Annotated in this window: 19 protein-coding genes; 13 read left to right on the top strand and 6 right to left on the bottom strand. The window is 62.1% G+C overall.

All coding sequences use genetic code 11. The annotated features are described in order from the left end of the window. The first annotated feature begins 14 nt into the window (after window positions 1–14). From nuoC to P5706_RS12785, 13 genes are all read left to right on the top strand, one after another. Window positions 15–1,799, top strand: a complete 1,785-nt coding sequence (gene nuoC, locus P5706_RS12845) for an NADH-quinone oxidoreductase subunit C/D (RefSeq protein WP_110624449.1) — start codon at window positions 15–17, stop codon at window positions 1,797–1,799. A 2-nt stretch (window positions 1,800–1,801) separates the two neighbouring features. Continuing rightward, window positions 1,802–2,299, top strand: coding sequence for an NADH-quinone oxidoreductase subunit NuoE (gene nuoE / locus P5706_RS12840; RefSeq protein ID WP_200431837.1), 498 nt, complete (start codon window positions 1,802–1,804; stop codon window positions 2,297–2,299). Further along, on the top strand, window positions 2,296–3,651 hold the full coding sequence (nuoF, locus tag P5706_RS12835; protein ID WP_200431838.1) for an NADH-quinone oxidoreductase subunit NuoF: 1,356 nt from the start codon (window positions 2,296–2,298) through the stop codon (window positions 3,649–3,651). Before nuoE ends, nuoF begins: the two co-directional genes overlap by 4 nt. Window positions 3,652–3,786: 135 nt before the next feature. Next, on the top strand, window positions 3,787–6,501 hold the full coding sequence (nuoG, locus tag P5706_RS12830; protein WP_285679465.1) for an NADH-quinone oxidoreductase subunit NuoG: 2,715 nt from the start codon (window positions 3,787–3,789) through the stop codon (window positions 6,499–6,501). Beyond that, window positions 6,498–7,505 carry an NADH-quinone oxidoreductase subunit NuoH gene (gene nuoH, locus P5706_RS12825; protein ID WP_017137518.1) on the top strand — a complete coding sequence of 336 codons (1,008 nt, stop codon included), beginning with the start codon at window positions 6,498–6,500 and terminating at the stop codon, window positions 7,503–7,505. Before nuoG ends, nuoH begins: the two co-directional genes overlap by 4 nt. A gap of 11 nt (window positions 7,506–7,516) precedes the next feature. Then, window positions 7,517–8,065, top strand: a complete 549-nt coding sequence (gene nuoI, locus P5706_RS12820; protein ID WP_003174725.1) for an NADH-quinone oxidoreductase subunit NuoI — start codon at window positions 7,517–7,519, stop codon at window positions 8,063–8,065. Window positions 8,066–8,074: 9 nt separating this feature from the next. After that, entirely contained in the window at window positions 8,075–8,578 is a 504-nt protein-coding gene (nuoJ, locus tag P5706_RS12815; RefSeq protein ID WP_017137519.1) for an NADH-quinone oxidoreductase subunit J, read from the top strand. Window positions 8,579–8,580: 2 nt separating this feature from the next. Beyond that, complete coding sequence (nuoK, locus tag P5706_RS12810) at window positions 8,581–8,889, top strand: NADH-quinone oxidoreductase subunit NuoK (protein ID WP_017137520.1); 309 nt, start codon at window positions 8,581–8,583, stop codon at window positions 8,887–8,889. After that, window positions 8,886–10,739: an NADH-quinone oxidoreductase subunit L gene (gene nuoL / locus P5706_RS12805; RefSeq protein ID WP_200431840.1), complete on the top strand. Its 1,854-nt coding sequence runs from the start codon at window positions 8,886–8,888 to the stop codon at window positions 10,737–10,739. Before nuoK ends, nuoL begins: the two co-directional genes overlap by 4 nt. 64 nt (window positions 10,740–10,803) lie before the next feature. Beyond that, window positions 10,804–12,336 (top strand): NADH-quinone oxidoreductase subunit M, encoded by a 1,533-nt coding sequence (gene nuoM, locus P5706_RS12800; RefSeq protein ID WP_138814940.1) that lies wholly within the window; start codon window positions 10,804–10,806, stop codon window positions 12,334–12,336. Between the two features lie 7 nt (window positions 12,337–12,343). Further along, entirely contained in the window at window positions 12,344–13,807 is a 1,464-nt protein-coding gene (gene nuoN / locus P5706_RS12795) for an NADH-quinone oxidoreductase subunit NuoN (RefSeq protein ID WP_017137523.1), read from the top strand. A 240-nt stretch (window positions 13,808–14,047) separates the two neighbouring features. After that, window positions 14,048–14,398, top strand: a complete 351-nt coding sequence (locus tag P5706_RS12790; RefSeq protein WP_200431841.1) for a type II toxin-antitoxin system RelE/ParE family toxin — start codon at window positions 14,048–14,050, stop codon at window positions 14,396–14,398. Further along, on the top strand, window positions 14,388–14,702 hold the full coding sequence (locus P5706_RS12785) for a helix-turn-helix domain-containing protein (protein ID WP_017137525.1): 315 nt from the start codon (window positions 14,388–14,390) through the stop codon (window positions 14,700–14,702). The genes P5706_RS12790 and P5706_RS12785 overlap by 11 nt, the downstream gene beginning before the upstream one ends. Before the next feature lie 240 nt (window positions 14,703–14,942). Here the strand turns inward: P5706_RS12785 and tagF are convergent, their stop codons facing one another. The 6 genes from tagF to P5706_RS12755 all read right to left on the bottom strand — a co-directional run bounded on the left by tagF (window position 14,943) and on the right by P5706_RS12755 (window position 25,234). After that, the gene (tagF, locus tag P5706_RS12780; protein WP_285679464.1) at window positions 14,943–15,605 is read right to left on the bottom strand and encodes a type VI secretion system-associated protein TagF; all 663 of its coding nucleotides are present in this window, start codon (window positions 15,603–15,605) and stop codon (window positions 14,943–14,945) included. Window positions 15,606–15,614: 9 nt separating this feature from the next. Continuing rightward, the gene (gene tssM / locus P5706_RS12775) at window positions 15,615–19,178 is read right to left on the bottom strand and encodes a type VI secretion system membrane subunit TssM (protein ID WP_285679463.1); all 3,564 of its coding nucleotides are present in this window, start codon (window positions 19,176–19,178) and stop codon (window positions 15,615–15,617) included. Between the two features lie 2 nt (window positions 19,179–19,180). Further along, window positions 19,181–20,467, bottom strand: a complete 1,287-nt coding sequence (icmH, locus tag P5706_RS12770; RefSeq protein WP_285679462.1) for a type IVB secretion system protein IcmH/DotU — start codon at window positions 20,465–20,467, stop codon at window positions 19,181–19,183. A gap of 15 nt (window positions 20,468–20,482) precedes the next feature. After that, on the bottom strand, window positions 20,483–21,814 hold the full coding sequence (gene tssK, locus P5706_RS12765) for a type VI secretion system baseplate subunit TssK (protein ID WP_285679461.1): 1,332 nt from the start codon (window positions 21,812–21,814) through the stop codon (window positions 20,483–20,485). A gap of 72 nt (window positions 21,815–21,886) precedes the next feature. Next, window positions 21,887–23,254, bottom strand: a complete 1,368-nt coding sequence (gene tagH, locus P5706_RS12760; protein ID WP_285679460.1) for a type VI secretion system-associated FHA domain protein TagH — start codon at window positions 23,252–23,254, stop codon at window positions 21,887–21,889. A gap of 18 nt (window positions 23,255–23,272) precedes the next feature. After that, window positions 23,273–25,234 (bottom strand): type VI secretion system Vgr family protein, encoded by a 1,962-nt coding sequence (locus P5706_RS12755; protein ID WP_285679459.1) that lies wholly within the window; start codon window positions 25,232–25,234, stop codon window positions 23,273–23,275. Window positions 25,235–25,240 lie beyond the last annotated feature (6 nt).

The raw sequence follows: 25,240 nt of genomic DNA, 5'->3' as shown, positions 1-25,240 counted from the left end.
GCGATAAAAAAACCATGACTACAGGCAGTGCTCTGTACATCCCGCCTTATAAGGCAGACGACCAGGATGTGGTTGTCGAACTCAATAACCGTTTTGGCCCTGACGCCTTCACCGCCCAGGCCACGCGCACCGGTATGCCGGTGCTGTGGGTGGCGCGGGCCAAGCTCGTCGAAGTCCTGAGCTTCCTGCGCAACCTGCCCAAGCCGTACGTCATGCTCTATGACCTGCATGGCGTGGACGAGCGTCTGCGCACCAAGCGTCAAGGCTTGCCGAGCGGCGCCGATTTCACCGTGTTCTACCACTTGATGTCGCTGGAACGTAACAGCGACGTGATGATCAAGGTCGCCCTCTCTGAAAGCGACCTGAGCGTCCCGACCGTTACCGGTATCTGGCCGAATGCCAGCTGGTACGAGCGTGAAGTCTGGGACATGTTCGGTATCGACTTCCCGGGCCACCCGCACCTGACGCGCATCATGATGCCGCCGACCTGGGAAGGTCACCCGCTGCGCAAGGACTTCCCGGCGCGCGCCACCGAATTCGACCCGTTCAGCCTCAACCTCGCCAAGCAACAGCTTGAAGAAGAGGCTGCACGCTTCCGTCCGGAAGACTGGGGCATGAAACGCTCCGGCACCAACGAGGACTACATGTTCCTCAACCTGGGCCCGAACCACCCTTCGGCTCACGGTGCCTTCCGTATCATCCTGCAACTGGACGGCGAAGAAATCGTCGACTGCGTGCCGGACATCGGCTACCACCACCGTGGTGCCGAGAAGATGGCCGAGCGTCAGTCCTGGCACAGCTTCATCCCGTACACCGACCGTATCGACTACCTCGGCGGCGTGATGAACAACCTGCCGTACGTGCTCTCGGTCGAGAAGCTGGCCGGTATCAAGGTGCCGGACCGCGTCGACACCATCCGCATCATGATGGCCGAGTTCTTCCGGATCACCAGCCACCTGCTTTTCCTGGGTACTTATATCCAGGACGTTGGCGCCATGACCCCGGTGTTCTTCACCTTCACCGACCGTCAGCGCGCCTACAAGGTCATCGAAGCCATTACCGGTTTCCGTCTGCACCCGGCCTGGTATCGCATCGGCGGCGTGGCCCACGACCTGCCGAACGGCTGGGAGCGCCTGGTCAAGGAATTCATCGACTGGATGCCCAAGCGTCTGGACGAGTACCAAAAGGCTGCGCTGGACAACAGCATCCTCAAGGGTCGTACCATCGGCGTTGCCGCCTACAACACCAAAGAGGCCCTGGAATGGGGTGTCACCGGTGCCGGCCTGCGTTCCACCGGTTGCGACTTCGACCTGCGTAAAGCACGTCCGTATTCCGGCTACGAGAACTTCGAATTCGAGATTCCGACGGCCGCGAATGGCGATGCCTACGACCGTTGCATCGTGCGCGTCGAAGAAATGCGCCAGAGCCTGAAGATCATCGAGCAGTGCATGCGCAACATGCCGGCCGGCCCGTACAAGGCGGATCACCCGCTGACCACGCCGCCGCCTAAAGAGCGCACGCTGCAGCACATCGAAACCCTGATCACGCACTTCCTGCAAGTTTCGTGGGGCCCGGTGATGCCGGCCAACGAATCCTTCCAGATGATTGAAGCGACCAAGGGTATCAACAGTTATTACCTGACGAGCGATGGCGGCACCATGAGCTACCGCACCCGTATTCGCACCCCAAGCTTCCCGCACTTGCAGCAGATCCCTTCGGTGATCAAAGGCGAGATGGTCGCGGACTTGATTGCGTACCTGGGTAGTATCGATTTCGTTATGGCCGACGTGGACCGCTAAGCATGAACAGCACGCTTATCCAAACAGATCGTTTCACCTTGAGTGAAACCGAGCGCTCGGCCATCGAGCACGAGCTGCATCACTACGAAGACCCGCGCGCGGCGTCGATCGAAGCCTTGAAGATCGTTCAGAAGGAACGTGGCTGGGTGCCGGACGGCGCCCTCTACGCCATCGGCGAACTGCTCGGCATCCCCGCCAGCGACGTTGAAGGGGTGGCCACGTTCTACAGCCAGATCTTCCGTCAGCCGGTCGGCCGCCACATCATTCGCGTGTGCGACAGCATGGTCTGCTACATCGGTGGCCACGAGTCGGTGGTCAGCGAGATCCAGAACAAGCTGGGCATCGGCCTCGGCCAAACCACTCCGGACGGGCGCTTCACGCTGCTGCCGGTGTGCTGCCTGGGTAACTGCGACAAGGCGCCGGCGTTGATGATCGACGACGACACATTCGGTGACGTGCAGCCTGCTGGCGTGACCCAATTGCTTGAGGGCTACCCATGACCCTTACATCTTTCGGCCCGGCCAACCTGATCAAGCGTTCGCCTGAAACCCACCCGCTGACCTGGCGCCTGCGTGACGACGGCGAGCCGGTATGGCTCGACGAATACCAGGCCAAGAACGGTTACGCGGCGGCGCGCAAAGCCTTCGCCGACATGGCCCAGGACGATATCGTCCAGACCGTCAAAGACGCCGGCCTCAAGGGCCGCGGCGGCGCAGGCTTCCCCACCGGTGTTAAGTGGGGCCTGATGCCCAAAGACGAATCCATCAACATCCGTTACCTGCTGTGCAACGCGGACGAGATGGAGCCGAACACCTGGAAAGACCGCATGCTGATGGAGCAACTGCCCCATCTGCTGATCGAAGGCATGCTGATCAGCGCCCGCGCGCTGAAAACCTACCGGGGCTACATCTTCCTGCGTGGCGAATACACCACCGCCGCCAAGCACCTCAACCGTGCCGTGGAAGAAGCCAAGGCCGCTGGCCTGTTGGGCAAGAACATCCTCGGTTCGGGTTTTGACTTCGAACTGTTCGTACACACCGGCGCCGGGCGTTATATCTGCGGTGAAGAAACCGCACTGATCAACTCCCTCGAAGGCCGCCGTGCCAACCCACGCTCCAAGCCGCCCTTCCCTGCCGCCGTGGGCGTGTGGGGCAAGCCGACTTGCGTGAACAACGTTGAAACCCTGTGCAACGTGCCGGCGATCATCGCCGACGGCGTGGACTGGTACAAATCGTTGGCCCGTGAAGGCAGTGAAGACATGGGCACCAAGCTCATGGGCTTCTCCGGCAAGGTCAAGAACCCTGGCCTGTGGGAGCTGCCGTTCGGCGTCACCGCACGCGAGCTGTTCGAGGACTACGCCGGCGGCATGCGCGACGGTTACACCTTGAAAGCCTGGCAGCCAGGCGGTGCCGGTACCGGCTTCCTGCTCCCTGAGCACCTCGACGCACAAATGTATGCCGGCGGCATCGGCAAGGTGGGCACCCGGATGGGTACCGGCCTGGCGATGGCGGTCGACAACACGGTGAACATGGTCTCGCTGCTGCGCAACATGGAGCAGTTCTTCTCCCGCGAATCCTGCGGTTTCTGCACTCCGTGCCGTGATGGTTTGCCATGGAGCGTCAAGCTCTTGATGGCGATCGAGAAAGGTGAAGGCCAGCCAGGCGACATCGAGACCCTGCTGGGTCTGGTCGGTTTCCTCGGCCCAGGCAAGACCTTCTGTGCTCACGCACCGGGCGCCGTGGAGCCATTGGGCAGCGCCATCAAATACTTCCGTTCAGAGTTCGAAGCCGGCATCGCGCCTACCAGCGCCGCCGTCCCGCCTCTGGCAAGGCCGATCGTAGTCGGCGCATAACGCTTTAAAGGGCGAAGGGTCCGTGCCCTTCGCCTTCTCATGGGCTGACGCCGTAAAGGCTGTGTTGATGCCCATGAATAACAAGATTCCATTAGCCACGCCCGCTGACAACGGGCCAACGAAGAACTTTGAACCATGGCCACTATCCACGTAGACGGCAAAGCGCTCGAAGTCGATGGGGCAGACAACCTGTTACAGGCATGTCTCTCACTAGGCCTCGACATCCCGTATTTCTGCTGGCACCCCGCGCTTGGTAGCGTCGGTGCCTGTCGCCAGTGTGCGGTCAAGCAGTACACCGACGAGAACGACACCCGTGGTCGTATCGTCATGTCCTGCATGACCCCAGCCACCGACAACACCTGGATCTCCATCGAAGATGAAGAATCCAAGGCGTTCCGCGCCAGTGTCGTCGAATGGCTGATGACCAACCACCCGCACGACTGCCCGGTCTGTGAGGAAGGCGGTCACTGCCACCTGCAAGACATGACGGTGATGACCGGCCACAACGAGCGCCGTTATCGCTTCACCAAACGTACCCACCAGAACCAGGACCTCGGCCCGTTCATTTCGCACGAAATGAACCGCTGCATCGCCTGCTACCGTTGCGTGCGTTTCTATAAAGACTACGCTGGCGGCACCGACCTGGGCGTATTCGGCGCACACGACAACGTGTACTTCGGTCGCGTTGAAGACGGCGTGCTCGAAAGCGAGTTCTCCGGCAACCTCACCGAGGTCTGCCCGACCGGTGTGTTCACCGACAAGACTCACTCCGAGCGCTACAACCGTAAGTGGGACATGCAGTTCTCGCCGAGCATCTGCCATGGCTGCTCCAGCGGTTGCAACATTTCCCCGGGCGAGCGCTACGGTGAGCTGCGTCGGATCGAAAACCGCTTCAACGGTTCGGTCAACCAGTACTTCCTGTGCGACCGTGGCCGTTTCGGCTATGGCTACGTCAACCGCGAAGACCGCCCACGCCAGCCGCTGTTGGCCGGTGGCGCCAAGCTGAGCCTGGACGACGCGCTGGATAAAGCCGCCGACCTGCTGCGCGGCCGCAACATCGTCGGTATCGGTTCGCCGCGCGCCAGCCTCGAAAGCAACTACGCGTTGCGCGAGCTGGTGGGTGCCGAGCACTTCTACTCCGGTATCGAAGCCGGTGAATTGGAGCGCATCCGCCTGGTCCTGCAAGTGCTGAACGACAGCCCGCTGCCAGTTCCGAACATGCGCGACATCGAAGACCACGATGCGATCTTCGTCCTCGGTGAAGACCTGACCCAGACCGCCGCGCGTATTGCGCTGTCGTTGCGTCAGTCGGTCAAAGGCAAGGCCGAAGACATGGCCGACGCCATGCGCGTACAGCCCTGGCTTGACGCCGCGGTAAAAAACATCGGCCAGCACGCGCTGAACCCGCTGTTTATCGCAAGCCTGGCTGAAACCAAGCTCGACGACATCGCCGAAGAATGCGTTCACGCAGCGCCGGATGACCTGGCCCGCATCGGCTTCGCCGTGGCCCACGCCCTCGACGCCAGCGCGCCTGCCGTCGAAGGCCTGGACGCTGAAGCCGTTGAACTGGCCCAGCGCATCGCCGACGCCCTGCTCGCGGCCAAGCGCCCATTGATCATTGCCGGCACCTCGCTGGGTTCCAAGGCGCTGATTGAGGCTGCTGCGAATATCGCGAAGGCTTTGAAGCTGCGCGACAAGAACGGTTCCATCAGCCTGGTCGTGCCGGAAGCCAACAGCCTCGGCCTGGCGATGCTCGGTGGCGAGTCCCTGGACGCGGCCCTGCAAGCGGTGACCGACGGCAACGCCGACGCCATCGTGGTACTGGAAAACGACCTGTACACCCGCACCGATTCGGCCAAGGTCGACGCCGCGCTGGACGCCGCCAAAGTACTGATCGTGGCCGACCACCAGAAGACCGCCACCAGCGAGCGTGCCGACCTGGTACTGCCAGCTGCCACCTTCGCCGAAGGCGACGGTACCCTGGTCAGCCAGGAAGGCCGCGCCCAGCGCTTCTTCCAGGTGTTCGATCCGAAGTACATGGACGCCAGCATCCTGGTTCACGAAGGCTGGCGCTGGCTGCATGCCCTGCGCGCTACCCTGCTGAATCAACCGATCGACTGGACCCAGCTCGACCACGTGACCGCTGCTGCCGCCGCAAGCGCCCCGCAGCTGGCCCGTATCGTCGACGCTGCGCCGTCCGCCTCGTTCCGCATCAAGGGCATGAAGCTGGCCCGTGAACCGCTGCGTTACTCCGGCCGTACGGCCATGCGCGCCGACATCAGCGTGCACGAGCCGCGTACCCCACAAGACCCGGATACCGCGTTTGCCTTCTCCATGGAAGGTTACTCGGGCTCGGTCGAGCCACGTCAGCAGGTGCCATTCGCCTGGTCGCCGGGCTGGAACTCGCCGCAAGCTTGGAACAAGTTCCAGGACGAAGTCGGTGGTCACATCCGCGCTGGCGACCCGGGCACCCGCCTGATCGAAAGCACCGATGACTCACTGAACTGGTTCGCTGCCGTACCGCGTCCATTCAACCCGGCTCAGGGCACCTGGCAGGTTGTGCCGTTCTTCCACCTGTTCGGCAGCGAAGAGACCTCTTCCAAAGCCGCGCCGGTGCAAAGTCGCATTCCTGAAGCCTACGTGTCGGTAGCCAAGTCCGAAGCCGACCGCCTGGGCGTCAACGACGGTGCCCTGCTCAGCCTGAACGTGGCCGGCAAGACCCTGCGTCTGCCGCTGCGTATCAACGATGAGTTGGGTGCTGGCCTGGTTGCACTGCCTAAAGGCCTTGCCGGTATTCCACCTGCGATCTTTGGCAAAACCGTTGACGGTCTGCAGGAGGCAGCGCAATGACTTGGTTCACGCCGGAAGTAATTGACGTGATCATTTCGGTGGTCAAGGCCATCGTGATCCTGTTGGCCGTGGTCGTTGCGGGCGCCCTGCTCAGCTTCGTCGAACGTCGCCTGCTGGGCTGGTGGCAGGACCGTTACGGTCCGAACCGCGTTGGCCCATTCGGCATGTTCCAGATCGCCGCCGACATGCTGAAAATGTTCTTCAAGGAAGACTGGACCCCGCCGTTTGCCGACAAGGTGATCTTCACCCTGGCACCGGTCGTGGCCATGAGCGCCTTGCTGATCGCCTTCGCGATCATCCCGATCACCCCGACCTGGGGCGTGGCGGACCTGAACATCGGCTTGCTGTTCTTCTTCGCCATGGCCGGCTTGTCGGTCTACGCGGTGCTGTTCGCCGGTTGGTCGAGTAACAACAAGTTCGCCCTGCTGGGCAGCTTGCGGGCCTCAGCCCAGACCGTGTCCTACGAAGTGTTCATGGGCCTCGCGCTGATGGGCATCGTGGTGCAGGTCGGCTCGTTCAACATGCGCGACATCGTCGAGTACCAGGCGCAGAACCTGTGGTTCATCATTCCGCAGTTCTTCGGCTTCTGCACCTTCTTCATCGCTGGCGTCGCCGTGACTCACCGTCACCCGTTCGACCAGCCGGAAGCGGAACAGGAACTGGCTGACGGTTACCACATTGAATACGCCGGCATGAAATGGGGCATGTTCTTCGTTGGCGAGTACATCGGCATCATCTTGATCTCGGCCCTGCTGGTCACGCTGTTCTTCGGCGGCTGGCACGGTCCGTTCGGCATCCTGCCGCAGTTGGCGTTCTTCTGGTTCTTCCTGAAGACCGCGTTCTTCATCATGTTGTTTATCCTGCTGCGCGCTTCCATTCCGCGTCCACGATACGACCAGGTGATGGATTTCAGCTGGCGCTTCTGCCTGCCGCTGACCCTGATCAATTTGCTGGTGACGGCTGCCGTTGTGTTGTTGAACACGCCAGCCGGCGCGGTTCAGTGAGGATTTGACCCATGTTCAAATATATTGGCGACATCGTTAAGGGTACCGGTACCCAGTTGCGAAGCCTGGTGATGGTGTTCGGTCACGGCTTTCGCAAACGCGACACCTTGCAATACCCGGAAGAAGCGGTGTACCTGCCGCCGCGCTATCGCGGCCGTATCGTACTGACCCGCGACCCCGATGGCGAAGAGCGTTGCGTAGCCTGCAACCTGTGTGCCGTGGCGTGCCCGGTGGGTTGTATCTCCCTGCAGAAAGCTGAAACCGAAGACGGTCGCTGGTACCCGGACTTCTTCCGCATCAACTTCTCGCGCTGCATCTTCTGCGGCCTCTGTGAGGAAGCTTGCCCGACCACCGCAATCCAGCTGACACCGGATTTCGAGATGGCCGAGTTCAAACGTCAGGACCTGGTGTACGAGAAAGAAGATCTGCTGATCTCTGGTCCCGGTAAAAACCCTGATTACAACTTCTATCGTGTTGCAGGTATGGCCGTTGCCGGTAAGCCGAAGGGCGCCGCACAAAACGAAGCCGAGCCGATCAACGTGAAGAGCTTGCTGCCTTAAGGAAGAAAGATGGAATTCGCTTTCTATTTCGCGTCCGGTATTGCAGTGGTGTCCACGCTTCGCGTGATCACCAACACCAATCCTGTGCACGCCCTGCTCTACCTGATCATTTCGTTGATCGCCGTGGCCATGACCTTTTTCAGCCTCGGCGCACCGTTCGCCGGTGTGCTGGAAGTGATCGCCTACGCCGGCGCCATCATGGTGCTGTTCGTGTTTGTGGTGATGATGCTCAACCTCGGGCCGGCCTCGGTCGCCCAGGAACGTGTCTGGCTCAAGCCCGGCATCTGGCTCGGCCCGGTCATCCTGGCAGCCTTGCTGCTGGGTGAACTGCTGTATGTACTGTTCGCTCACCAGAGCGGCCAGGCCATCGGCCACACCACCGTAGACGCGAAAGCCGTGGGCGTCAGCCTGTTCGGCCCGTACCTGCTGGTGGTCGAACTGGCTTCGATGCTGCTGCTCGCGGCAGCCATCACCGCCTTCCACTTGGGCCGCAACGAAGCCAAGGAGCAATGACGATGCCTGCTATCCCTTTGGAGCATGGTCTGGCGGTCGCCGGCATCCTGTTCTGCCTTGGCCTGGTCGGCCTGATGGTTCGCCGTAACATTCTGTTTGTGTTGATGAGCCTGGAAATCATGATGAACGCCGCCGCACTGGCGTTCGTTGTTGCAGGTAGCCGATGGGCGCAGCCGGATGGGCAAGTCATGTTCATCCTGGTGATCAGCCTGGCAGCCGCCGAGGCCAGTATTGGCCTGGCGATCCTGCTGCAACTGTATCGTCGCTTCCACACGCTTGATATCGACGCTGCCAGTGAGATGCGCGGATGAACATGATCTTTCTGACTTTCGTATTTCCCCTGATCGGTTTCCTGCTGCTGTCGTTCTCCCGTGGACGCTGGTCGGAAAACCTGTCTGCCTTGATCGGTGTGGGGTCCATTGGCTTGTCGGCGATCGTCGCCGCCTATGTCATCTGGCAATTCAACGTGGCGCCGCCGGAAGGCGGCCACTACACCCTGGTGCTGTGGCAGTGGATGTCGGTGGACGGCTTCAAGCCCAACTTCGCCCTCTACGTCGACGGCCTGTCGATCACCATGCTCGGCGTGGTGGTGGGTGTAGGCTTCCTGATCCACCTGTTCGCGTCCTGGTACATGCGCGGTGAGGCCGGTTACTCGCGCTTCTTCTCGTACACCAACCTGTTTATCGCCAGCATGCTGTTCCTGGTCCTCGGCGATAACCTGTTGTTCCTGTACTTCGGCTGGGAAGGCGTGGGCCTGTGCTCGTACCTGTTGATCGGTTTCTACTACAGCAACCGTAACAACGGTAACGCGGCACTCAAGGCGTTTATCGTTACCCGCATCGGCGACGTGTTCATGGCCATCGGCCTGTTCATCCTGTTCCAACAGGTGGGCACGCTGAACATCCAGGAACTGCTGGTGCTGGCACCGCAGAAATTCCAGGTCGGCGACTTCTGGATCACCCTCGCTACCCTGATGCTGCTGGGTGGCGCCGTGGGTAAATCCGCACAACTGCCGCTGCAAACCTGGCTGGCGGACGCAATGGCCGGCCCTACGCCGGTGTCGGCGCTGATCCACGCGGCAACCATGGTAACTGCGGGTGTCTACCTGATCGCGCGTACCCACGGCCTGTTCACCCTGGCGCCGGAAATCCTGCATCTTGTAGGGCTGGTCGGTGGTGTGACCCTGGTTCTGGCGGGTTTTGCCGCGCTGGTGCAGACCGACATCAAGCGTATCCTCGCCTACTCGACCATGAGCCAGATCGGCTACATGTTCCTGGCCCTGGGCGTTGGCGCCTGGGACGCGGCGATCTTCCACCTGATGACCCACGCCTTCTTCAAGGCCCTGCTGTTCCTTGCCTCCGGTGCGGTGATCGTTGCCTGCCACCACGAGCAGAACATCTTCAAGATGGGCGGCCTGTGGAAGAAACTGCCGTTGGCCTACGCCAGCTTCATCGTCGGTGGTGCCGCGCTGGCTGCCCTGCCGTTGGTGACCGCAGGTTTCTACTCCAAGGACGAAATCCTCTGGGAAGCCTTTGCCAGCGGTAACCAGAACCTGCTGTACGCAGGCCTGGTCGGTGCCTTCATGACCTCGCTGTACACCTTCCGCCTGATCTTCATCACCTTCCACGGTGAAGCCAAGACCGAAGCGCACGCAGGCCACGGCATCTCCCACTGGTTGCCACTGTCGGTGCTGATCATCCTGTCGACTTTCATCGGCGCCATGATCACCCCGCCACTGGCCGGTGTACTGCCGGAAAGCGCCGGCCATGCCGGTGGCGCCGCCAAGCACAGCCTGGAAATCGCCTCGGGTGCCATCGCCATCGCCGGTATCCTGCTGGCCGCGCTGCTGTTCCTGGGCAAGCGTCGCTTCGTCACAGCCGTGGCCAACAGTGGCATTGGCCGCTTCCTCTCGGCCTGGTGGTTCGCTGCGTGGGGCTTCGACTGGATCTACGACAAACTGTTCGTCAAGCCTTACCTTGCGATCAGCCACATTCTGCGCAAAGACCCGCTCGACCAGACCATTGGTTTGATCCCGCGCGCCGCCAAGGCCGGTCACACCGCCCTGAGCCGCAGCGAGACGGGCCAATTGCGTTGGTATGCCGCTTCCATGGCCGTCGGTGCCGTGCTGGTGATCGGCGCCATCGTGGTGGTAGCGGCATGACCATGTCTATGAACCGTGCGAACATTGCCAACTTTGCGAACTTGCAAAAGGAAACGAGCCCGTCATGATTCTGCCCTGGCTAATCCTGATCCCCTTTATCGGCGGCCTGCTCTGCTGGATGGGTGAACGCTTCGGCGCCACCCTCCCCCGCTGGATTGCGTTGCTGACCATGTCCCTGGAACTCGCGCTCGGCCTCTGGCTGTGGGCCCACGGTGACTATTCATTCGCTCCGGCACCGGGTGTCGATCCAACCTTCGCGCTTGAATTCAAGCACGTGTGGATCCAGCGCTTCGGCATCAACGTGCACCTGGCCCTCGACGGCCTGTCACTGTTGATGATTTTGCTGACCGGCTTGCTGGGTATCCTCTCGGTACTCTGCTCCTGGAAAGAAATTCAGCGTCACGTGGGCTTCTTCCACCTGAACCTGATGTGGATCCTGGGCGGCGTTGTCGGCGTGTTCCTGGCGCTGGACCTGTTCATGTTCTTCTTCTTCTGGGAAATGATGCTGGTGCCGATGTACTTCCTCATCGCGCTCTGGGGTCACAGTTCTTCGGACGGCAAGAAAACCCGGATCTACGCGGCGACCAAGTTCTTCATCTTCACCCAGGCTTCCGGCCTGATCATGTTGGTGGCGATCCTGGGTCTGGTACTGGTCAATTTCAACACCACTGGCGTGATTACCTTCAACTACGCCGACCTGTTGAAAACCAAGATGTCGCTGACCACCGAGTACATCCTGATGCTGGGCTTCTTCATCGCCTTCGCGGTGAAGCTGCCGGTGGTGCCGTTCCACTCCTGGCTGCCTGATGCTCACGCCCAGGCGCCGACCGCAGGCTCCGTCGACCTCGCCGGTATCCTGTTGAAGACCGCTGCTTATGGTCTGCTGCGTTTCGCCCTGCCCCTGTTCCCGAATGCCTCGGCCGAGTTCGCGCCGATCGCCATGACCCTGGGTCTGATCGGGATCTTCTACGGTGCATTCCTGGCTTTTGCGCAAACCGACATCAAGCGTCTGATTGCCTTCTCGTCCGTTTCCCACATGGGTTTCGTACTGATCGGCATCTACTCCGGCAGCCAACTGGCGCTGCAAGGCGCGGTGATCCAGATGTTGGCCCACGGTGTCTCGGCCGCCGCACTGTTTATCCTCAGTGGTCAGCTGTACGAGCGCTTGCACACCCGTGACATGCGTGAAATGGGTGGCGTGTGGTCGCGCATCGCGTACCTGCCGGCCATCAGCCTGTTCTTCGCCGCCGCATCCCTGGGCTTGCCGGGCACCGGTAACTTCATCGGCGAGTTCCTGATCCTGATGGGTTCGTTCGTACACACGCCGTGGATCAGCGCTATTGCTACCTCGGGCCTGGTGTTTGGTTCGGTTTACTCGCTGATCATGATCCACCGCGCCTACTTCGGCCCGGCCAAGTCCGACACCGTCCTGCAAGGGATGGATGCTCGCGAACTGATCATGGTGCTCGGCCTTGCGGTGCTGCTGATCTACATCGGTGTGTACCCGCAACCGTTCCTGGACACTTCTGCCGCGACGATGCATGGCGTGCAGCAGTGGATCGGCACCGCCTTCTCTCAACTCGCTTCGGCCCGGTAAGAGCGCTATGGAATTCACGATCCAACACTTTATCGCGCTTGCGCCGCTGCTGATTACCAGCCTCACCGTTGTGGCGGTGATGCTGGCAATCGCCTGGCGCCGCAATCACTCGCAAACGTTCCTGCTGTCGTGTGCCGGTCTTAACCTGGCCCTGCTGTCGATCATCCCGGCACTCAAGGTCGCGCCATTGGCCGTGACCCCGCTGATGATGGTCGATGACTTCGCGCTGCTGTACATCGCGTTGATCCTCGTTGCCACCCTGGCCTGCGTCACTCTCGCCCACGCCTACCTCGGCGAAGGCGGCACCGGCTACCCTGGCAACAAGGAAGAGCTGTACCTGCTGATTCTGCTGGCTGCGGCCGGTGGCATCGTGCTGGTCAGCGCTCAGCACCTGGCCGGCTTGTTCATCGGCCTGGAACTGCTGTCGATCCCGACCTACGGCTTGGTGGCTTATGCCTTCTTCAACAAGCGCTCCCTGGAAGCCGGCATCAAGTACATGGTGCTGTCGGCGGCCGGTTCCGCGTTCCTGTTGTTCGGTATGGCGCTGCTCTACGCAGAGGCCGGCAACCTGAGCTTCACCGGTATCGGTCACGCCCTGGCGGCCACCAACATGCCCGCGCCGATTGCCCAACTGGGCCTGGCGATGATGCTGATCGGCCTGGCGTTCAAGCTGTCCCTGGTACCGTTCCACCTGTGGACCCCGGACGTGTACGAGGGCGCCCCGGCGCCAGTGGCCGCGTTCCTGGCCACGGCGTCGAAGGTTGCCGTGTTTGCGGTGATGGTGCGTTTGTTCCAGATCTCGCCTGCGGCCAACACCGGCGTGCTGAGCACCGTGCTGACCGTGATCGCCATTGCGTCGATCCTGTTCGGTAACCTGCTGGCCCTGACCCAGAACAACCTCAAGCGTCTGCTCGGTTATTCTTCCATCGCGCACTTCGGCTACCTGCTGATCGCCCTGGTGGCGAGCAAAGGCCTGGCCGTGGAAGCCATGGGCGTGTACTTGGTTACCTACGTGATCACCAGCCTGGGTGCATTCGGCGTGATTACGCTGATGTCCTCGCCGTTCAAAGGCCGTGACGCCGACGCCCTGTACGAATACCGCGGCCTGTTCTGGCGCCGTCCGTACCTGACCGCCGTGCTCACCGTGATGATGCTGTCCCTGGCCGGTATCCCGCTGACCGCAGGCTTTATCGGCAAGTTCTACATCGTTGCCACCGGTGTTGAAGCCCACGAATGGTGGTTGGTTGCCTCGTTGGTACTGGGCAGCGCCATCGGCGTGTTCTACTACCTGCGCGTGATGGTCACTCTGTACCTGATCGAGCCAAACCTGCGCCGCGTAGACGCCGAGCTGCACTGGGAACAGAAGGCAGGCGGCGTGATGCTGCTGGCCATCGCCCTGCTCGCGTTCTTCCTGGGCGTGTACCCACAACCGTTGCTCACCCTGGTGCAGCACGCGGTACTGGGCGTTTGATCGCTTAGCTTGATGCAGTAAACGAAACGGCGCCTTCGGGCGCCGTTTTGCGTTTCTGGAGTTTCAATTCTTTTACCCTCCCCTGTGCGTTGAAATTTCCTTCCTCCTCTACCTCTTTGTCTGGCATCCAGCCGCTGAACCTAGCCGTATGGTGATTGTGTTTTAGGAAAGTTCCCACAGCCAGGTCACTTGACCCCGGGCGCGTGGGCCACCACACTATACGCAGGCTACGTACAGAACATGGATGCTCTATTTATCGAGTTGCCGGCCTTTGAACGGCATCGCAGGGACTATCTGAGTGACGAGCTATTCCAAGGCTTTCAACAGGAGTTGATGAAGCACCCGCAAGCGGGCGACGTGATCGAGGGAACCGGCGGGTTGCGCAAGGTCCGTTTCGTCGATGAGCGACGCAACAAAGGCAAACGCGGGGGCTTGCGGGTCATTTACTACTGGTGGTCGGGCGGCACGCAATTCTGGTTGTTCACCCTGTACGGCAAACACGAACAGGACGACCTTACGCCCAACCACAAGAAAGCCCTAAAACACATGCTGGACAGGGAAATCAAAGCGAGAACACATGATGAAACGTGAAATCTTTTCCGAACTGGTCGAAGGCTTCGACGCCCTGGCCGAAGAACGCCAAGGCAAAGTCACACTGCGGACCCACAAGGTCCATCTCAACAACCTGGCACCCCTGAGCGCCGAAGAAGTGGTCGCCGTGCGCCAACAGCTCAACCTCTCGCGCTCGGTGTTCGCCATGTACCTGCGCACCAACGTACGCACCCTGGAAAACTGGGAACAAGGCCGCGCCAAGCCCAACGCCCAGGCCACCACCTTGATTCGGCTGGTGGCACGCTTTCCGGAAACCGTGGCGCAGCTCGCTGCGCTAGGCTGAAGAATCACCTTATGGCTTGCCCGCTCGTTGTGGCGAGCGGACTTATTGTGGCTTGCGGGCTTGTTGTGGCGAGCGGGCTTGCCCCGCGTTGGAGTGCGTAGCGCTCCCAATAAAGCCACCTCGGTATTCCTGAATAACCCCGGCCGGCAGGTTTTGGGGCTGCTTCGCAGCCCAACGCGGGGCAAGCCCGCTCGCCACAACAAGTCCACTCACCACAAAAAAACATTACCGCCCAAAAACTTACTGCACACCAAATCCACCGAGCATATCGGCAAACGTGTCGCTGTCTGGCAACCCCTCGCCCACCCAAAGTGACGGCGCTACGCATGGCGAGCCCTCGGTCCAGAACAGCGAATGGCGCGCCAGCGGTTCGATCTGGGCACTCAGTTGCGGCATGCCGTCGCCGATATGCTCAGGGTCGGGCAAAGCAAACCACCGCGCCGGCGGTGCCACGCTGTTGGCGTAGCTCGCCGGCGGCCAGCCTCCTGGTAATGCCATCCCCAGCATCGCCTCGTCGAAAGCCTCCAGGGAAAAGCCTTCATTCAATGCCGACAATGCCAGACACTCCAACCGGCCATACCAAAAAGCATCGCCTTCCAGCCGAGCAAGCAGCGGCACATCCTCCCCGGCGCAGGCCAGGGTCAACGGAAAATAACGCCCCACCCGGTCCACACTGGGAATCATCACGCCCGCCCATCCCTGCTCACCACAGACACCCGCCGCCAAGGCAAAGCGCCAGATCGGGCTGCACAGGTAAACCTGGAGCCACTGTGACCCCAGCCGCTCGCGACTGCACTGCAAACCGCCCTGCAGCCATGCATCCCAGGGTTGCAAAAACGTTGGGGGCAAACGGCGACTGACAAAATCCCCATGGCTTGCGACCTTGCCGAAAAATCCATGCATGGCTGATCCTTAAAAGCTGGAAGGACAATGGAATTGCTCGGCGCCATCACGGCGAAACGGATTGATCACACTGCTGGCTCGCAACAGGTACGTCACCCGATGGCCTTCCAGGTTGAAGGTCAGTTGCAGTTGTTCGCCCTGGGCGCTGACCGCGGCCTTGTCCATCATCCGCAACCAACCCCAAGGGCCATCGCTGCGCAGCGGGCTGACCAATGCCGGCGTGGCGTCCAGGCGCACCAGGCCGCCGGACTTGCCGCTCGGCAGCGACAGGCTGGTGAAATCCGCCACGCTGCCCGCGTCGTACACTACCGGCTGGCCATCGATATCCAGTGTGACCTTGGTCAACGCCGGGTCGGCACTCAGGGTTTTCAGATCAAAACGCATTGATGGCTGACGCGCACCGGCGACGAAAAACATATCCCGCAGCCTGGCGCCGCGTTGGAACTGGTTTAGCACATCCTGGGAAATATTCAGCGCGGTCACCCCGCTGGAGCGCCAGCGCCATTGGCTGCCGCTCATATCGACATAGGCGGCGAGGTTCTTGCTGAAAAAATCGTCCATCAAGCCTCCAGGCCCGAAGAACTTGCCGAAGTCATCGGCGGTGGCATCGCGCCCGGAACTGCGCACCAACGGATAGCGCCCGTCGATGGCCACCCGGCAAAAGGGTGCGCCGGTGGCTTCCCACAGCGCATTCAAGCGCGCCTTTTCATTGCCCAAGGTCAGCGCGGAGCCAGCGGATTCCACATCGCGCAATACGCCCGCCAAAGGCGCAGGTTGGGTATCGCCGGAACGTTTCAAACGCCCCAAGACTTCGTTGGAGGGGGCCGGCGCGGCGCTGCGACGCGCCGCATCGGCACTGTCGAAAAACTGCCCGGCGTCCTTCAGCGCAACCAATACGTCGTCCAGCGGTTGCGGCCCAGTGCCACTGCCGACCAAACGGTGCAGCGCGGCGAAATGCTGGTCCACCGGGTTGGCCGAAGCGTCCGCCACCGGCGCCGGGTTATCGGCACCCAGTGCCGCTTGCAGCTTCTGGGTGGCCGCGGCGATCTTGTCGCGCACGCGTTGATCGGTGTCTTTGCTGGCCGCCGAGGTCAAGGCGCCCTCCAAGGTGGTTTCCTTTGACACTGCTTGCAGCAACGCCCGCAGCGGCGAATCAGTGGCGGCCAAGGCGTTGGTTACCAGGGACGCCTGGCCCAGGCTGGTGAGCGGCGTCACATGCACATCCGCCAGAAAGGTGTCCCATAGACGGATGTAGTCGGCGTAATACAACTGCAGCACCGCCGCCTGCATGGCCGGGTTGCCGCCGGCAATCGGCGCCGACTCCTGGCGGTCGAGCACCCAACTGTCCTTGGCCATGTCGGTCACGGCTTGCGGGGTCAAGTCGGTCAACTGACGGTAACCGGCGATGCGATACACACCACTGACCCCACGGGACAACGGCTCGCCACTGGCGCGGGTAAACAGTGACGATACGTCCCGCCCCACCGCGCTATTGACGCTCAACTCCGGCAAGTGCTGCTGCTCTACCAGGCGCTTGACCCGATTGTAGATGCGCTGGGACGCCGGCATACCGGCCAGCGCCAGGCGTACCTTGGCGATCAGCGCGCTGTCGAGTTGCACCGGTTCTGCTTCATCGTCAGCTTCCAGCAACGCAGCCACGTGATCGGACAATTGCTGCAGCCGCGCCGCAGTGGCCTGGGGCAACTCGCGACGCCAGTCAACATCGACCCAGGCCTGCACCGAGGCGGCATCAAAGAACTGCCGCTCACCGAGCATCAGGTAGGCACGCAGGGTTTCATACAGAAATTCCTGGTTGCTCGCATCGCCACGGCGCAGTGCGTTTTCCATATTGGCGACGATGTGCGGCAGCAGTGTGCTGCGCAGCAGGCGCCGATACAGCGTAACTGCACCCGCGCCGAGCTTGTTGCCCTGATACAGGCCCATTCTGCTGAGCAGCGGCACGCTGTTGTCGCCATCGCTGTAACCTCTGGGCAAGGCACGGGCGGCGTTAAGCAGTGCCAACGTCACCAGCACATCGCCTTCGGCTGGCAGCGCCTGAGCCAACTGGGCGACCTGGGTAGCGGCGCTCGACGCATCGGCGATCAACTGCAGGTTGCGGTTGTAGCTGATGGTCATCGCCGCCAGCAACAGGACAAACAGCGCCGCCGCCGTCATCCGCCCGGCGCGGCCAAGCAAACGCCGGCGACGCTCTTCCTGATGATTGACCCCGGCCAGCCCGGCTTCTTTGAAAATCACCTCGCGCAGCAACCGCGTGATGAAGTAACTGCGCCCGCTGGCCACATTGGGCGCGAGCACTTTGCGGCCCAAGCCGAACGACGCCGCCAGCGAGGTGAGCACCCGATCAATCGGGCTGCCTTCCTGGGTGCCGCTGGTGAAATACACGCCACGCAACAACGCCGGTTCCTGATAACGGTTGGCTTCGAACACCGTATTGAGAAAGCGCGTGAGGCCATCGCCGAGGGCGGCGAACTGCTGCGGGAAGCTGTAGAGCAACGCGCGGCGTGACAGATCTCGCTCCTGCTGCAAACGTTCGAGCACGCGGCGTTGCAGCTGACGCTCAAGGGCATCGAACTCGCCCGGGAATGACGCCAGCCCCATGTCCGGCTGCGGCGGTTGTGGCAGCGGGAACGTCACGCCCCAGACCTGCGCGCGTTCATCACGGCCAAAGGTCTCGAAAAACTCCGAGAAGCCGGCGAGCAAGTCGCACTTGGTGATGATCACATACACCGGAAAGCGCAAGCCCAGGCGCTCGTACAGCTCATTGATGCGCGCGCGAATAGCCACCGCCTGGGCCTGGCGTTGAGCCTCGGTCTGTTGCAGCAGGTCGCTGACGCTCAAGGCCACGATTACGCCGTTGACCGGGCGCTGGCGGCGGTACTTTTTGAGTAAATCAAGAAAACCGCCCCAGGCCGCTTTATCGACCTCGGTGTAGCTGTCCTGGGTGGTGTAGCGCCCGGCGGTGTCGAGCAATACGGCTTCATCGGTAAACCACCAATCACAATGCCGCGTGCCGCCCACGCCGCCGATAGCGCCGGAACCCATGGCTTCGCGCAGCGGAAACTGCAGGCCGGAATGGGTCAGCGCCGTGGTCTTGCCGCTGCCCGGCGCGCCCACAAACAGGTACCACGGCAGTTGATACAGGTACTGCCCGCTCATCTTCCAGCCAGGGTTGGCCTTGCGCAGCACCGCCATGGCCGAGCGCATGCGTTCGCCCAACTCAGCCACTTCGACCTGGCTTTCACGCACACCCGGCGCCACCACCGGCGCCTCGGCCACACCCGCCATCAAGCCACGGTTGGCACGCCAGGCGCGCCACAGGCGCCAGGCAAAGTAGCCGGCCCACACCAGCACAAACAATGCGATCAAGCCCCAACGACGGGACTCCGGCGCCAGCGGCTCGCTGCCGTTGAACGTCAGCAGCGGGCCTTCGTACCACACTAGCAGCGACAACAAGGCCACGCCGATCAACGCCAGCAACCACGGCTTGAGCAGCCACAGGACAAAGCGCTCCACCGGGGACCATAACAACGAAAAAAACGTAGAGAAGTTCATGGCTATTGCGCCTGGGAAGGGATCAACACGGTGATATCAACGCGGCGGTTGCGCGCGCGATCAGCCGCCGAATCGTTGGGAACCAGCGGCTCGGTTTCACCCCGGCCTTCGCTGCGATAACGCTCGGCCGGCCCGGCACGCTGGGCAAGCAAGCGCGCAACCGTCTTGGCCCGCGCCTGGGACAAGTCAAAGTTGGAGCCCAGCCGTGAGGTCGCCGAGGGCCGCACGTTGTCGGTATGCCCGACCACCACTACATCCCCCGGCACCGTCGCCAGGGCATCGCCGATACGCGCCAGCAAGCCGTCAAAGTTGCTCGACACCTCGGCGCTGCCCGAGGCGAATACGCCATCGCCACGCAGGGTGATCACTGAGCGGTCGGCGCCGTCCTTGACCGCCACCAGCCCTTGCGCTACTTCCGGTGCGAGGAACCCGGCCAGACGCACCGGCGCCGCAGTGGCGGGCACCGCCACCTTGAGCGGCGAAGCCACGCGGATCGAACCCAACTGGGCAAACACCGGGTCGGAGGCACGGTTGAGCAGCCAGCTGTAGGTCAGTTGCACGCTCAGCAACACCACCGCCGCCACCGAGGCCATGACCCACAACGGCACCCGCCGCAGCATCGACGCCTGGGGGGCTTCGGCGCCGCGCCAGCGGGGTGAGAGTTCCTGTTCCTGGTTGCCACGCTGCTGGTGGATCAATTGCAGCAACCGCTCGCGCAGCAACCCCAACTGATCCAGCCCGCGATCCAACACGCGATAACGACCCTCCAGCCCCAGGGCCATGCACAGGTACATCAACTCCAGCACATCGATATGGGTGCGCAGATCCTGGCTCAAGCGCTGCAGGATCATGAAGAACTTTTCACCGCCCCAAGCTTCGTTATGGAAGGTCACCAACAGGCTGCGGCTGCCCCACACGCCAGCCCCCCATGGGGTGCTGGCGATGGTTTCGTCGACCAGCGTACACAGTGCATATCGCGCCGCCGCGACGGTTTCCACATCCACTTGGCTGGCCCGCGCCTGAGCCTCGAAGGCTTGCACCGCCTGGATCAAACGCTGGCGCAGGCTTTCCAGGTCGGGCACGCTCGTCAGGGTGCGCAATGGCACCACCAGGTCAAGCAACGGGTTGGCCGCACGCACCAGCGGGTTGAGCCCCTGGCCATGAAACACCAGCGCGGCTCTTTGCACATCGCCGACGACATGGGTCGGCGCCGCAGTCCGGCGCCCACCAGGCGTTGGGATCAGCAAAGTGCGGTCCGGGTCCTGGCCGCCATCAAAAGTGTCGTTCACGTAAGTCACCTTGCCTTAGTTGCGGATCGCCCAGAACTGCATCTCCAGCCCCGGAAACACACCGGCGATGTGCATGGCAAAGCCGGCCGACTGGCTCAGCAGTTGCCAATATTCGCTGCTGCGATCGAGTTCGAAATAGGTAAAGCCGGCGTGGAACGGCAACTGCCGTGGCGCCACTGGCAGCGGGCGCAAACCGATGCCCGGCAGTTGCAGGTTGACCAGGTCGCGGATCTTCTCCACCGAGCCGATCTTGACCTGCGGCGGGAAGCCGTTGCGCACGCTTTCGGCGGACATCTGCGCTTGTACCGCCAGGATGAAGGTGGCCGAGCGCAGCAATTCCTGGTCCGGCAGCACGGCCACGCGAATGCCGTATTGACGCTCTTCCAGCGGGATCGCAATGGCGCGTACATCCATCACCGTCGACAAGGCGCGGCGCAAGTCGAGCATCACCGGGGCGAAGGTCTGCGCCAGCGCTGCGTGGCGATATACCGGGTACGCCGCGGCGCGCTTGTCGTCACGGGTAAAGGTCGCCAGTTCACCCGCCAGGGCGACAAGATCACGGTACAGTTGCTCAGGGTGCAAGCCGCTCATTGCCGACAAATGCCGCACCACAGGCAGGCTGCGGTTAAGCAGTTGCAACAGCAAAAAGTCCGCGATTTCCGCCGCGCCGCTGCCCTCCGGGCGCGTCAAACGCGAGGCCAAGGCTTCGACTCGCTGCTGCACCAGCCCCAACAGTTCATCGACAAACGCACGCAAGCGCTCGGCCGCCCGAATATACAGGCACGGTGGGCAGAATTCGCGGTCGAGCACCACGCTCTTGTCCGCGCGTTTTTCCACCACATGGGCGATGCCGAGCACGCTGTAGGCGTCAGCCACATCGCCTTCAAAGGCCAGGCGCAGGCGCAACTTGCCGATGCTCATCAACGCACTGCTGTCCAGGCCATTGCTGTCCCAGGCCTCGTATTCGCTGCTGCGATGGCGGGCGAAATTTTCAAACCCTGGGTTATTGTCGACCTCCACCACTCCGGGGCGCAGGCTCGGCAAGGCCAGCACCACTTTGAGGTCGCGGGCGTCATCCGGGATCTCCAGCGGCAGCGGCATTTCATCGTCAAACGGCAGGCCCACGGGCGTGCCGTCAGGCAATACACCGCTGTACGCGAGCAGCGACAGCTTGCCCATGGCTAACTGCTGCGGGTCGATTTCCAATTTGGAAAAGCCCCAGCCATAAGCACGCAAGGTCGCCACACGGGCTTGCAGCTGGGTCTGCAGAAAACGGTCGTGCTGTTGCAGGTGCTGGGGCTGCAAGAGCATGCCTTCGGACCAGACTACTTTGTTATTCCAGGACATAAATTCTTCTCTCAACATGGGCCGGCTGTTGTGGCGAGGGAGCTTGCTCCCGCTGGGCTGCGTAGCGGCCCCTTACTGCCTCATCCGCGCCACCTGTTCTTCATAAGCCTTGGAAAACAGCTCACCGAACAACCGCTGCAAATCCTCATCGGCGTCCCGCGCCAGATCTTCGTAACGCTCCACCAGGCGGTCCCACAAACGCGCCTTGCGCCGCGCCGGCATCCACTTGTCGAGCGCGCCGTGGGTGGTGCGGCGTTGTTCCACCCGCGCCGGGTCGAAACGCTGTACCACCGCACCGAGCGCTGCGCGCATACCGGCGATCACCGCCAGTTCATGCGCCTTGAGGTCTTCGAACGCAGCATTCATGGCCTTGACCGGGCGCATATAGGCTGGCGAATCAGCATTGAGCATCTGCGTCAGAGCACTGTCGGCGTCGGGGAAGAATTTGAGCGGGTTGTTGGAATAGGCACCGATCATGGTCATGTCGATATGGCTTTCGCGTTTGGTCAAAGCGCGCGCCATAAGTACATCCATGGTGCCGCCGGTGGCGGCGCGGAGCATTTCGCCGACCAGTTGGGCAAGTTCGGTGGGGGTGCGGGTGGTGTGCAGGTCGGGCAGGCCGAGGCCGCATAGCAGAGCCTGAAGCACCGCGCTATCACTGGTGGTTTCAGGGACGGTGCAGTGGTTCTGAATCACCTCATTATCGAGGATCGCCATCGCGGGCAAGCCCGCTCCCACAGGGGATGTGGACACACCGAGGAGTGGGTCGTAATCATCCGGGATCACCTGCGGCTCCGACGGCCACAACGGCGAGTTGAAGGCCTGCATCTGCGGTGCTACATGGTCGCTTTCGGTGCCGCGAAAAACCGGGGTCAGCGCCGGGTTCAAGCCCAGTGGATCGGACAGCGGCATCGCCCCATCAAACAGCGAATTGCCCTCCAGAATGCGCGCACCGGCCAAGTCGTCATGCAACAACACCGGCACCACCACCTCCGGGTCGCGCAGCAACGGTTGCGGTACTTCCAGCGGCGGCAACGGTACGGCCACCGGCGGTGGTGGCGGCACAAACAGCGGTGGCAGGATGCGTGTGGCCAGGGCGTCGTCTTCAACCGCCGGCGCCTGTGGCTGCTCCAGGCGCACTTGCAGCGCGTAATCGCCGATCACCAGGCGATCGCCCTCCTCCAGCAACCGTTCGCGGCCATTGCCCAACGGGCGTTCGTTGACCAGGCTGGGGTTGCTGCCGGTGTCGATGAGGTAGAACTGCTCGCCGCGCAGCTCAATGCGCGCATGCACCCGCGAGATATATTTGCCGGGATCATCGAGCGTCAGGTCATTGTCCGGCCCACGGCCAATGGAACCACCGGCCTCGGTAAAGCGGCAGATCACTTCGCCGGGCATCGGTTGGTCGCGATAGCTGTTAACCAGCAGGATCAGGTTCATAGCGGGCTCCAGAAAGGGTTACTGGCCATCGTCGGCCTCCTTGGGCGGCAGCGGCACGCCAGCCGGCCCAGTGGCGGCCGTCAGGGCCAGGGCGGTGGCGGCCGACGCAGCCTCGGGCAGCGGCAGCGGGATGATCGAAGCGACGATCATTGCCGGGGTCAGGGTCAGGAACGTCGAGCCGACTTTGAGGGTGATGGTCGCGCCCGCCTCGATCACCACGTTGGCGCCGCCCTTGATGTACATGTCCAGGCCGGCGGTCACACCGGTCTTCAGGCCGCCGTTAATGATCATGTTGGCGCCGGCGGCCATCGACACATCGCCGGTGGCCTTATCATTGCGATGGCCACCGACCGCCGAGTGCCGGTCGCCACCGACTTTTTCGCGAAGGTCCTTGTCGACCTTGGAATGGCGGTCGCCGCCGACCCAGTCGAGGGAATCCTTGAGCACGCGCTGGTCGAGGTTTTTTTGCGCGTGCAGGAACACCTGCTCCGCGCCTTTTTTGTCTTCGAAACGCAGTTCGTTGTAACCACCGCCGCCTTTCGACGAGTTGCTCTTGAGCGTCGAGCGCGTGGCGTTCTCCGGCAGCGCATACGGCGGCATCGTGTCGGCGTTGTAGACACTACCGGTCACCAGCGGCTGGTCGGGGTCACCTTCCAGAAAGCTCACCACCACTTCCTGGCCGATGCGCGGCGTATACAGCGCGCCCCAGCGCTTGCCCGCCCAGCCCTGGGCCACACGAATCCAGCACGAACTGTTCTCGTCGCGCTTGCCCTCACGGTCCCAGTGGAACTGCACCTTGATGCGCCCGTATTTGTCGGTCCAGATTTCCTCGCCCTGCTTGCCGACCACGATCGCGGTCTGCGGGCCGTGCATCAGCGGCTTGCGCGCCACACAGGGCGGGCGAAATTGCTGCTGGCGCGACAACGCCACGAACTCGCAGCTCAGCACCGGCGCCGGCTCGGCCGGTGGCGTCGGCTCGTAGGTGTCCGAGGACAATGTGTAGCGCGCCTCCACCAGCAAAAACTGCGCGTTCTGCTCGCTGCGCGGGTGCTCGGTCAAGGTCATTAAGGCACCGGGAAACAGCCCGCGTGCGCGGGTGGCACCGGTGACCCGCTGGCTGCCGGTGTGCAGCGACTCGATCAAGGTGCGCGCGTAGGTTTCGCCGCTTTTACGCTCGGTGTATTTGCCTGGGTAGTCGTAGCGCTCATGCCGCGATTGCGGGTAGCTGCCGGCCAGCGTCGACTTGGCCAGCAAATTGGCCGTGGGCTTTTCAAAGTCGAAGTCCTGCAAGGTATAGCCGCCCGGCTCCACATCGCCGCCCATGCGCCAGTCGTAGATCACCTCGCTTTCGCGCATGGCGTGGTCTTCGGCGGGCATGAAACGCACCTGGGCATAGCCCGGCGCCGGCACGTGCGCACCGTAGGAATCGGCCAGTACCAAGGTGTGACGCCCGGCGGCACTCTTGAAGTAGTAGTAGATACCCTCCTGCTCCATCAGGCGGCTGACGAAGTTGAAATCGCTTTCACGGTACTGCACGCAGTACGTCAGCGCCTTGTAGCTGCCACTCAGGCCTGAGGTGTCGACATCGGCAATGCTATAGGGCGCGAACACCTGCTTGAGGATGTCCGGCACGCTCAGTTCCTGGAAGATCCGGCAATCGCTGGCCAGGGTCAGGAACCACAGCCACGGGCGCAATACCGCCTTGTAGGTGCAGTAACGGCCCTGGCGCGTGCTGAACGAAAAGTGGCTGACGTGCCCGCTGAAGTAACGGCTGCCGCCTTTGGGCAGGTCGACCGCCACCGTCATCTGGGTCGCCAGCACGTCGTCAATATTCAGGTCGGCGCGCTCGCTGTACAGTTCCAACTGATAGTCACTGAGCTGCGACAACCCTTCCGAGGCCTGCATGCGCCGAAACAACAACACATCGGCGCCGAGCACGCTGGTAACCTGGATCTCGCGGTGAACTTGGGTCGTGGCCATAACGGT

It is taken from the genome of Pseudomonas sp. ChxA (assembly GCF_030263855.1).
Lineage (GTDB): Bacteria > Pseudomonadota > Gammaproteobacteria > Pseudomonadales > Pseudomonadaceae > Aquipseudomonas > Aquipseudomonas fluorescens_CB.
Note: the sequence above shows the minus strand (reverse complement) of the source record. Positions and strands in the feature narration are given on the sequence as shown.